General features: G+C 38.7%; 7 protein-coding genes and 2 rRNA genes (1 of these 9 running past the window's edge). 2 read left to right on the top strand and 7 right to left on the bottom strand.

Going from position 1 to position 11,585, the window contains the following annotated elements:
* From MHH70_RS17520 to MHH70_RS17510, 3 genes are all read right to left on the bottom strand, one after another.
* Positions 1 to 9, bottom strand: a 23S ribosomal RNA gene (locus tag MHH70_RS17520); it reaches 2,919 nt to the left of the window's first position.
* A gap of 517 nt (positions 10 to 526) precedes the next feature.
* Positions 527 to 2,081, bottom strand: a 16S ribosomal RNA gene (locus tag MHH70_RS17515).
* Together the 16S and 23S rRNA genes form the textbook arrangement of a ribosomal RNA operon.
* A 294-nt stretch (positions 2,082 to 2,375) precedes the next feature.
* A complete protein-coding gene (locus MHH70_RS17510; RefSeq protein WP_066166394.1) occupies positions 2,376 to 3,281 on the bottom strand; it encodes a DMT family transporter in 906 nt (301 codons plus the stop codon).
* A gap of 130 nt (positions 3,282 to 3,411) precedes the next feature.
* On the opposite strand from MHH70_RS17510, the gene MHH70_RS17505 reads away from it, so the two are divergent.
* A complete protein-coding gene (locus MHH70_RS17505) occupies positions 3,412 to 4,101 on the top strand; it encodes an MgtC/SapB family protein (RefSeq protein ID WP_066167412.1) in 690 nt (229 codons plus the stop codon).
* A gap of 20 nt (positions 4,102 to 4,121) precedes the next feature.
* Positions 4,122 to 5,099: a cation diffusion facilitator family transporter gene (locus tag MHH70_RS17500; RefSeq protein WP_342472116.1), complete on the top strand. Its 978-nt coding sequence runs from the start codon at positions 4,122 to 4,124 to the stop codon at positions 5,097 to 5,099.
* Positions 5,100 to 5,147: 48 nt separating this feature from the next.
* On the opposite strand, the gene MHH70_RS17495 is transcribed toward MHH70_RS17500, so the two are convergent.
* The 4 genes from MHH70_RS17495 to MHH70_RS17480 all read right to left on the bottom strand — a co-directional run bounded on the left by MHH70_RS17495 (position 5,148) and on the right by MHH70_RS17480 (position 11,575).
* Positions 5,148 to 6,311, bottom strand: a complete 1,164-nt coding sequence (locus tag MHH70_RS17495; protein ID WP_342472115.1) for an iron-containing alcohol dehydrogenase — start codon at positions 6,309 to 6,311, stop codon at positions 5,148 to 5,150.
* 120 nt (positions 6,312 to 6,431) lie between these two features.
* Entirely contained in the window at positions 6,432 to 7,076 is a 645-nt protein-coding gene (locus MHH70_RS17490; protein WP_342472114.1) for a hypothetical protein, read from the bottom strand.
* 330 nt (positions 7,077 to 7,406) lie between these two features.
* On the bottom strand, positions 7,407 to 8,525 hold the full coding sequence (locus MHH70_RS17485; RefSeq protein ID WP_342472113.1) for a response regulator: 1,119 nt from the start codon (positions 8,523 to 8,525) through the stop codon (positions 7,407 to 7,409).
* Complete coding sequence (locus MHH70_RS17480) at positions 8,522 to 11,575, bottom strand: ATP-binding protein (protein WP_342472112.1); 3,054 nt, start codon at positions 11,573 to 11,575, stop codon at positions 8,522 to 8,524. The genes MHH70_RS17485 and MHH70_RS17480 overlap by 4 nt, the downstream gene beginning before the upstream one ends.
* Between the last annotated feature and the right edge of the window lie 10 nt (positions 11,576 to 11,585).

Genomic DNA, 11,585 nt, shown 5'->3' with positions numbered 1-11,585 from the left:
AACTTAACCTTCAGCTTTCGATATACATCGCCATCCTGCGTCAGCTACTTTCACTCATTCAGTCACGTACAGAGGTACGCTCCTTCATTCGCTCAAGCTGCTTCCTTGGCTTGCTCGTATCTCGAAACCTTCATTTTCAGCTTTCAATACACATCGTATGACTGCGTCAGCTTCATTCACTCTGTCAGTCACGTACTTAAGTACGCTCCTTCTATCGCTCAATCGCTTCCTTGTCCTACTCGTGTCTTGAAACCCTCATGTTAGTTACAACTTATCTCATAAAAGAAATAAGATTTAAGAACTTACACGATCAATTACTTGATCTATTTAAAACTTGTTACTTTCAATGTCGTTTTATCCAGTTTTCAAAGAACAAATAGGCTACCTGTATTTGCTTCCCTCGCGTATTTGCGAAGAGTAACCGCAGGAGCACAATAAGAAGTATTCATCCATTGATGAACCTTCAAAACTGAACAGCAATCCGTGAATGTTATCTCCGTAGGAGATATTCCGAAAATATCCTTAGAAAGGAGGTGATCCAGCCGCACCTTCCGATACGGCTACCTTGTTACGACTTCACCCCAATCATCTATCCCACCTTCGGCGGCTGGCTCCAAAAGGTTACCTCACCGACTTCGGGTGTTACAAACTCTCGTGGTGTGACGGGCGGTGTGTACAAGGCCCGGGAACGTATTCACCGCGGCATGCTGATCCGCGATTACTAGCGATTCCGGCTTCATGTAGGCGAGTTGCAGCCTACAATCCGAACTGAGAACGGTTTTATCGGATTAGCTCCCCCTCGCGGGTTGGCAACCGGTTGTACCGTCCATTGTAGCACGTGTGTAGCCCAGGTCATAAGGGGCATGATGATTTGACGTCATCCCCACCTTCCTCCGGTTTGTCACCGGCAGTCACCTTAGAGTGCCCAACTGAATGATGGCAACTAAGATCAAGGGTTGCGCTCGTTGCGGGACTTAACCCAACATCTCACGACACGAGCTGACGACAACCATGCACCACCTGTCACCGTTGTCCCCGAAGGGAAAACCATGTCTCCATAGTGGGCAACGGGATGTCAAGACCTGGTAAGGTTCTTCGCGTTGCTTCGAATTAAACCACATGCTCCACCGCTTGTGCGGGCCCCCGTCAATTCCTTTGAGTTTCAGTCTTGCGACCGTACTCCCCAGGCGGAGTGCTTAATGCGTTAGCTGCAGCACTAAGGGGCGGAAACCCCCTAACACTTAGCACTCATCGTTTACGGCGTGGACTACCAGGGTATCTAATCCTGTTTGCTCCCCACGCTTTCGCGCCTCAGCGTCAGTTACAGACCAGAAAGTCGCCTTCGCCACTGGTGTTCCTCCAAATCTCTACGCATTTCACCGCTACACTTGGAATTCCACTTTCCTCTTCTGCACTCAAGTTCCCCAGTTTCCAATGACCTTCCCCGGTTGAGCCGGGGGCTTTCACATCAGACTTAAAAAACCGCCTGCGCGCGCTTTACGCCCAATAATTCCGGACAACGCTTGCCACCTACGTATTACCGCGGCTGCTGGCACGTAGTTAGCCGTGGCTTTCTAATAAGGTACCGTCAAGGTGCCGCCAGTTACTACGGCACTTGTTCTTCCCTTACAACAGAGTTTTACGATCCGAAAACCTTCTTCACTCACGCGGCGTTGCTCCATCAGGCTTTCGCCCATTGTGGAAGATTCCCTACTGCTGCCTCCCGTAGGAGTCTGGGCCGTGTCTCAGTCCCAGTGTGGCCGATCACCCTCTCAGGTCGGCTACGCATCGTTGCCTTGGTGAGCCATTACCTCACCAACTAGCTAATGCGCCGCGGGCCCATCCTGTAGCGATAGCAGAACCATCTTTCAACTTTAAAACATGGGTTTCAAAGTATTATTCGGTATTAGCCCCGGTTTCCCGGAGTTATCCCCATCTACAGGGCAGGTTGCCCACGTGTTACTCACCCGTCCGCCGCTAGCGTTACTTCGGTGCAAGCACCAAAATAACGCCCGCTCGACTTGCATGTATTAGGCACGCCGCCAGCGTTCGTCCTGAGCCAGGATCAAACTCTCCATAAAAAGAATTTGAGTAAGCTCAAATTTGTATCTGTCGCTTCGCTTTCGATACATTAAAACATTTGCTGGCATCTTCATTCGATGTCCAAAATTGTGTTTCATCTATTCAATGAAACTTTATTCATTCACGTCTTGCTTGTTCAGTTTTCAAGGTTCATTTTACTATCATCGCATCGCTTTTTGGTAGCGACTTTTATACTATAACTCATCCTTAACTGGCTGTCAACAAAAACTTTATTGTGTTGTTTTCATTTCATTCTGTCGTTAAGGACAAGTAATAATATATACTATACAAAATTATAAATCAATAGTTTTTCTAAAAAAACTTTTAATTTTTTTAAAATCCATTACAAACAGCAGTATTCCTAATAGGACAACAATGCCACCAATAATTTGAGTCGCAATTAAATATTCTTTAAAAATATAATACGCCAATATAGCCGCACCGATTGGCTCAAATAAAATAGCAATCGATAATACATTTGTGCTGACAAACTTTAATGACCAATTAAATAAGGTATGTCCAAGTAAATTAGGAATAATGGCTAGCAATAAAAACCACATCCACTCCATTCCCGGATACGGACCGAACGATTCTCCCTTAAATAGGACATAAAAGAACAGACAGACTGTGCTACTCATATAAACAACCATTGTATATGTAACAAGTGAAATTCTTTTTCGAACATCTTGGCCAAATAATAAGTAGCCAGTTACTAGCGCACAAGCAATTAATGCCAAGACATCTCCATACAAGGCTGTACCGCTAATTTGAAAGTCACCCCAACTAATTAAAATGCTACCCGTAATAGCGATTGCTGCAGCAACAATCGTTTTCAATGAGATTTTTTCTCCAAAGAAAAAATACGTCCCTACAAAAGCAAATAAAGGTTGCATTGTCACAAGAACTGTTGAGCTTGCTACAGATGTGTAATTTAATGATTCAAACCATAAAATAAAATGAAACGCTAAAAAAATACCTGCGATGCAAGAAAATAGCCAATCCTTTTTCGTTAATAATTTTATTTCAGCTGTATACTTCCATAAAAAGATTGGGAGCATAAGTATAACTGAAAACAACATACGATAAAAGGCTATGACGCCTGCATCCGCGCTCGCTAATTTTACTAGAATCGCTGATAATGATACCGATATAACGCCAATAACAATTGGAATATAAGGATTAATAATTGGTTTATTCATAGATGGTAATCCTCGCTAAAATTTTTCTTGTACATCCATCCATTTTACAGTAATATAACGCATTATCAATAGATGATTTTGTTTAGAAGGAGGACAACGATTGTTATCCATTCTCACCGAAGCCTTTTCAATGGAAACTCTAATTAAACTAGCTATTGCTGCTGGATTAAGTTTAATTATAGGGATTGAAAGGGAACTAAAAAAGAAACCGGTTGGATTAAAAACAAGTTTAGTTATTGCGACATTTAGCTGTTTGTTAACGATTATTTCTATTGAAACTGCTTATACGACACCTGCTCGTGACGATATTAATATTACGATGGATCCGCTACGGCTAGCGGCGCAGGTTGTTAGTGGAATTGGTTTTTTAGGAGCCGGAGTCATTTTACGAAAAGGGAATGATAGCATTACAGGGCTAACAACTGCCGCTATGATTTGGGGAGCAGCGGGAATTGGGATTGCTGTCGGGGCAGGTTTTTATGCCGAAGCCTTTATGACAGTGCTAATAGTTGTTCTCGGCATTGAGCTACTCGCACCATTTCTAACTAAGATCGGACCTAAACGTTTACGGGCGCATGAATTTTCATTGAAAGTACAATTGAAAAACTACGATGATATTTCGATGCTCCTCACCTATATGCAACAACATGAAATGTATATTGAAAATGTTCGTATAAGTGACAAGTTAGTAGCAAATGATACAACTGAACATGAGGTTGCCATACGCTTTACTACAGTCCAGCAAAATACAATAACGCTCTACAAAGATTTGCATACGCAACATTATATAGAAAAAATCGAAATTGAGTTACTATCTTAAATAATTAAAAGGAGACGCTTATGCGAGAAATTTTCACACTACTTAAAAGTGGTAATAAACCTTCCTTGCTAGCCGCAATTGTCAATGCATTTTTAGGCATTATTAAAGGAATTGCTTTTTTCTTTACAGGAAATGTTGCAATGTTTGCTGAAATGATGCACTCCTTAGGTGATGCGGCAAATCAATTTTTCGTTTTCATTGGATCTGCTCTAGCGAAAAAATCACCTACAGCACAATTTCCTAATGGGTTTGGTCGTCTTATTAATTTAGTTTGTCTAGGAGCGGTCTTAATCGTTGGTATTTTATCTTACGAAACAGTAAAAGAAGGCTGGCATCACTTTTTATCTCCAGCCACAGAATCAAATGGCATGTTCATTGCACTTGGCGTATTAGCAATAGGTGGTGTAATGGAGCTGATAGTATTGCATAAAGCAGCGAAGGAAGTGCTGCATGAAATCGGTGCCGAAGATGGTGGATTCGCCTCAATTCCAAAATCAGTAAAATATTTAAAGCGTGCCAAACCTGCTACAAAGCTTGTGTGGATGGAGGATTTAGTAGCTACTAGCGGGAATGTTCTTGCATTTAGCGCTATTTTAATTGCTTACTTTACAGGTTTTTATCGACTTGAGGGACTTGTTTCGATGATAATAGGCTTTATGATGTTCTACGTAGTTGGTCGTGTATTTTTAGACAATGCGAGAGGTGTGATTGGAGAAACAGACCAAGAAATGCTTAATCATATAGCCCATTTAGTAATGGCAGAGCCAAATGTAAAAGACATTGTTCGTCTAGAAGTTATTAAGGAAGGAGAGTTTTTACATGTAGAGCTTGAAGCAGAGGCAGACCCGAAACTCTCCCTTGCTTATTTAGATGACGTCCGAGATTATTTAACACATCTTATTTTAAGTCAAAAAAGTGTTACGGAAGTCGTCATTTTATTTGACGAGGATGACGGGCAAGTTAGCTGGCAGCACATCGATGAAAAGCCTACTTCCTAATAGATGTTAAAAACAGACTAGCAAGCACTGTACTTGCTAGTCTGTTTTTTATAATGCATTTTCTAAAATTATACGCACATCTTGCGCTTCAAGCTTTTTAAAGTTGCCAAATGGACCATTAAACATTGTGTGCTCAATTATTTTATCAAAATGAGTGCTATCAATATTGTAGTCTGCTAATTTATTTGGTGCTCCTATAGAAGTCCAAAAAGCAGCTAAGCGATTGATTCCTTCGTGGGCAATCTCCTCAGCTGATTTTCCATTTGCCTCAACATCAAAGACGCGAACTGCTAGCCTTGCAAAGCGCTCCGGATTTTCCGTCACTGCATGGCGCATCCAGTGCGGTTGAAGAATAGCGAGCCCACCTGCGTGCGGTATATCGTACACCGCTGATACGGCATGCTCGATATTATGTGTAGCCCAATCTCCGCGTGAACCCATTGATAAGAAATTGTTTAAGCCGATTGTTCCAGCTAATAAAATCGTTTCGCGTAGTGCAATATTATCCAAATCCTCCACTAATTTTGGCGCTGCCTCCATAATGGCACGCAATACCCCTTCACACATACCATCCGTTACAGGTGTGTTTGTAGCATTGTGGAAATATTGCTCGAATATATGCGACATCATATCAACAATTCCGTATATTGTATGGTTTTTTGGCACAGTTACAGTATACTTAGGATTTAAAATTGAAAATTTCGGGAATACTGTTGGACTGCCCCAGCCGAATTTCTCTTCTGTTTCAATATTCGTAATAACAGAGCCCGAATTCATTTCAGAGCCTGTCGCAGCTAAAGTTAGCACAACACCTAATGGCAATGCTTGCTCCGCAACCGCCTTTTTGATAACCAAATCCCATGCATCGCCATCGTATTTCGCAGCCGCAACGATTAATTTCGAACAATCAATAACCGAGCCACCTCCTACTGCTAATACGAGGTCAATACCTTCTGTTTTACAAATTTCTGCACCGCGGCGCGCTGTTTCAACGCGTGGATTTGGCTCCACACCTGCTAATTCAAATACTTCCTTATTAGCTTGCTTCAATATTGTTAGCACATCATCGTAAACACCGTTGCTCTTAATGCTACCACCACCGTAGACAACGAGAACCTTGTCACCATGTTTCGCTAGCTCCTGTGGCAATTTTTCCATTGCATCGTTTCCAAAATGAAGCGTTACAGGGTTATAAAATGTAAATGGATTCATTGTTTTCTCTCCTTTCAAAGCTCTTTATATTGTCTCATGTTTTATCAAAAGAGCAAAGAAAGAAACCTTTATCCGTAGTATTTAGCGAATGCCTTGTTAGCAATGATTCAAGATGGAAAATCAAGATAAAATTTGACTTGTTATGCTAAAAGTAATCGTTATATCTTCATCTAACACTGCCTTTAAACCGTTAGAACGATAATTTATTTTAGAAAACTTTAATGTCACAATGCGATTAGCTAGCGCATATTCTTGTCTATTTGTTAAAGGCAAGCCGTTAATATGACAGCCTAAAATGAACTTTCCATCAATAGAATGGCCGATAACATTTGGATGCATTGATTCATAGTGAACTTCTTCAATTAAACTGCCTTCATTTATTTTCCCTTCGGTAATTAAGTAATTTGCTAGCGCCCCCTTCAAATCAACCGCAACTGCTGTTTCACCTAATATAGTCCTAAAAAAGACAGGTACAACTTGTTTATTTTTTAGATAAGGTGTAATTTCCGTTATTATAGTTCCCGTGTTTTGCACAGTAAGCTTTATAAACGCTTTCTTATCACCCTCTGCCAATTTAATTGTTGTTGTTCCGGGACATACAGCTTTCAAATAAATTTTTTTATCTACGATATAACCTACAACGACGTCCCTATCTAACACAGTTAATGAAGTTGCTTGAATACCAAATACATCTTGATTATTAACAAGCTCCTTTACATTGTTTTGAAAATGAGCAACCCTTTCCTGCAATAAGCTTTTCAACATTTTTCATTCCTCCAGCCTTTTTCTCTCAGTATAAAAAGTCCAACTAGACAAATACTGAACAAAATTCAACAAATTCCGCTTTTTTTCGTCAAAAAGAAACTGTCCAAAAAGCCGTGCATAGCCGGCATTTTGGACAGTGGCGATGATATTTGACAAAAGTGAACTCACCTGAATAGAGTTTAAAAATGTGATGAACATTGGCTTTAGCAGTATTCTCCTTCAATAAAAGTGGAGCAATCAAAATCTTTATTTCAATGCGGTGTCAAACTTTTCGGATATCCTACTACCGCACGTATTTATGGCTATTTTATATGAGCTTTTCTATAAAGCTCAAAGCTGCTGTTTTTTCATATAGCCTTCATATAATTTTTCAATTTCTTCTGGTACAGAAACCTTCAAATCCACTTCTAGTTTCGCTTTTATTTCATGATAAAATTTCATGCATTCCATTTTCCGATTGTTCTGCACTAAAAATTGTAAAATTTTAAACATAAATCGTTCATTATATTCATCTAAAAGCAACATTTTTTGTAGGCAACTCAGCTTTAACAATGTGTTTTCTGAAACCGTATTCTCCACATAACACTCTAAGGCATGTAAAACCTGCTGCTTCATATCATTTTTAATCTTTATTGCCCAATCATAATCTTCATTTTCTAAAAAATCACTTTGATAAATATTTAATATTCGCTGTATCTCTAGTTCATTATGATTCTCTTTATTTAATATACTTTGTAAATTCTCATAATCACTCTTTACTTGAAGATTTAATTGATAATGGTTGTTGACAAGTTCTATTGGGTTTTCAACTCCCTTGTCTTTAAATAGTTTTCGCAGTTGGTAGACTGTCGTATATAAATTGGCGGAGCCTTTGTCATATTCGCTATTAGGCCATAAAATTTCGATAATCAAGACATTTAAGTTAGGCTTTTGCTGGTTCAACCATAAATAGATAAACAATTCCTTTACTTTTTTCGTGCGCCATTTTATCGTCTGGTTGTTTTGGTCTAATAATTGAAAACTATCGAAGGTTTGTACATAAAATACAGGCTGCTCATCTATAATTTTTACCTTTTGCTGTAATTCTCTTTTCTCCTTTGCTTTCGTTAAAGCTTTGAGCAATCTTTTTTCATGTACAGGCTTTAATAAATAATCGGTTGCCTCTATTTCAAAGGCATCTACAGCAAATTGCATATGTGCCGTCACAAAAATAATTGAAATTGACGGCTGCTTTGCAAGTAGCTGTTTTGCTACTTGCAAACCATGCATATCAACCATCTCCATATCAAGTAAAACAACATCTATTGGCTCCCGTTCGAAAAGTTTGATAGCATCGCTAACATTTGTAAAGGCACCTTTTATTGAAATTGGGAGTGAATGAATATTTTTCAGCATAATTTGCAATACATCAATCGCCATCTGCTCATCATCGATTATAGCAATATTCATAGCCCTTCCTCCTTCGGTAATAAAATAATAATCGTTGTTCCATGCCCTTCCTTACTGTGCAAATTCAAACTTACATTTTTTATCAAATCGAATTTTTTCCATGGGTTTGTAAAACCAATACGCGAGCCTTTCCCACTTAATAATTGCTGAAGCTTTTTCTCCGACATTCCCGCTCCATTATCCGATACTTTAATGCGGACAAATTGACCCTCACGCTTTACACTCAGCTCAATAATACCGCCTTCTTTTTTCTTTGAAATACCGTGGACAACTGCATTTTCTATTAAAGGCTGAAGCGATAGAGCAGGAATCATTAAATGAATCGATTCATCAATATCATAATGTACAGTAAGCCGCTCGCCAAAGCGCATTTTTTCAATATATAAATAAGCTTTTACTAGCTCAATTTCCTCTTCTAATGGCACTTTGCTATTGCGATAGTGGACATTTAATTTTGCGCGGAAGTAGGTCGCTAAGCAGTAGAGCGCTTCTCTCGTATTCTCTATATTTGTATAGCTTAAACCGATAATCGTATTCAGTGTATTGTAAACAAAATGCGGTGTTACTTGTGCATATAAATAATTCATTTCCGTTTCTATTGCATCAATAGAAGATTGGCGTATTGCCAATAGTGACTCAATGCGAACAAATAATTCATCCATTACGATTGGCTTTTGTAAATAATCGTTTGCGCCAACTTGCAATGTCATTAACAAGTCGGTTTGCTTCATAATTGCCGTTAGTACGATAATCGGCAATTCTAGCATATCGTATCGCTTGCGTACTTGCTTGCAAAGTTCATAGCCGGACATATCCTTCATTAATAAATCTGTCAGCACGCACCCTACTTTGTTTTTCTCAATATAGTGCAATGCATCAAAGCCGTTATCTACTGCAATAGCAGAATAACCTTTTGCTACACATGCATCAAACAGTACTTTAATATTTGTGTGGTCATCATCAACAATCAGAATGGTTTTATCGTTCCCTTTATGGATTAGTGGTAATTGTAATTGTGGTAAAGCTGCATGTCTTGTTGTTAATGCCGTTGTAACCATTAAAGAATGCTGCCCCCCTTTTGCAAAAGGCATTGTAAAAGTAAATGTGGTTCCTTGCCCTACCTTGCTTTCCACATAAATTTCACCATTTAATTTCTCCACAATATTTTTCGCAATACTTAAGCCTAAGCCTAATCCCTCTGCCTTTGATTCATTTGGCGCTTGATAAAACGCATTAAATATATGCTCAATATTTTGTTCTGCAATCCCAGCACCTGTATCACTCACTCGAATAGCTAGTTGCTGCCCCTGAAGAAAGGCAGTAACTGCAATTTCTCCTTCTTTTGTATGCTGGATAGCATTGTGTAGTAAATTATATAATACTTGCTTAAAGCGTAGCTCATCTGTCCACATAGAGGGTAGTGTCGCATCAATTGCCGCTAGCATTTGCACATGTGAATTGTTCGGCATGACACTTTTGATTTCTTCTACCACCTCATTTATTACTTTGACAGACACTACGGTCGGTGTAATTTTTATTTCCCCTGTCATATGATGTGATGAGAACAATAAATCATCTACTAAATGCCCTAAACGATTCGTCACATTATGAATTAAAATCGCTTGCTCCTGTTGCTCCCGCTTTAATGGACCCTCCAAGCCCTCCATTAAAGACTTTGATAAGTTCAATATGCCATTTAACGGCGTCCGTAACTCATGGGACGTTTTTAGTAAAAATTCATCCTTCATTTGATTATGTAAAACGAGCTCCTTCGTTAAATTTTCAACTTTTATTAATGCGGCATTTGCTCGATAATTTAACAATAAAGAAAAACTAATTAGCACTACAATGAATAGCACAAATTCACTATAATCAAACGGAAAATCCGTGATAAAATTGAGAGCCAATAAAAAACTGTAACACCCTACAGCCATCACAACAATTAATACATATTTAGCCTCCTCTAATCGTTGGATAAGTACACGTATTAAAATAATAGCATTATATATAAAGGTAGGAGCTAAAAGAGCAATGTATTGAAGCTTTCTAGAATTCAACTCCGCCCCTGTCGTAGCTCTCCCTTTGTAAAACGGATCATAAATACCGTATTTTACAAAAGCAATGCACAGCAAAAGAAGCAATAAATAAAGGATTGGTTTTTTCGTCATTTGTGGGTACATATTATGAATAAATAATGTCAAGCATATAAGGGCTAACGGGATAATTCCTAGCTGTAATTTCATTTCAAGAGCTAAAGAATCAATGGATGTAAGTAAGAAAAATATTTTGTCATTAATAAAGGACATATATATTCCACATAAAATCGCAAATAGACCGAAAAACAGCTCCTCTTTCCGTCTGCGATGTAGTAAATAGGCAATGCTATAAATTATTCCTAGCACAATATAGCCTAAACTAACAAATGCACTTAATATTAATTTTTTCCAATAAAATGTTTGCACCTTGTCAGCAGTGCCAAATTCCACTGGATATAATATACCGGCTTGTGGGTAGTTATAAACGCTAACCTGTATTAAAATATGTAACTCTTTTTTCTCACTCTGTGCAAAAACAATGTATTTATCTCCACTTTCAGCTTTATATTCTTGTAAATTACGTGCAGGCAACCCTTTGCCGCCTACATCCACACCATTAATAAATATACGATTAGCTTGACGAATCGTATTAATATATAAGCCATACTGACCATCAGCCGGTACTTCTACTTTTACATAGTACGTCCCAACAGCTAATCCCTCTTTATTTGGCTCCATATAACTACTTAAATCGCTTGGTACCCTAACAGTTATGCGGTTATTTGCATAGTTTTCTAGCGATTCATTCGGTGCAATCAGTTCATTCGGATAAAAAGACCATTCCCCCTCAAGCTTTGTCGTCCTTTTTAATTGCTCAGTCGTTATTGAAGCAGCACCGTTTTCTACAGTTATTTTTTTGTCATCCCAAAAATATTGTTGATTGCCAATAAAAAAGACAAGCACAAATAGCATGATAATACTTACCGCAATTAAAATATATTTTTTCATCATCATGCCTTCCTTC

It is taken from the genome of Metasolibacillus sp. FSL H7-0170, from assembly GCF_038593115.1.
GTDB lineage: Bacteria > Bacillota > Bacilli > Bacillales_A > Planococcaceae > Metasolibacillus > Metasolibacillus fluoroglycofenilyticus.
Note: the sequence above shows the minus strand (reverse complement) of the source record. Positions and strands in the feature narration are given on the sequence as shown.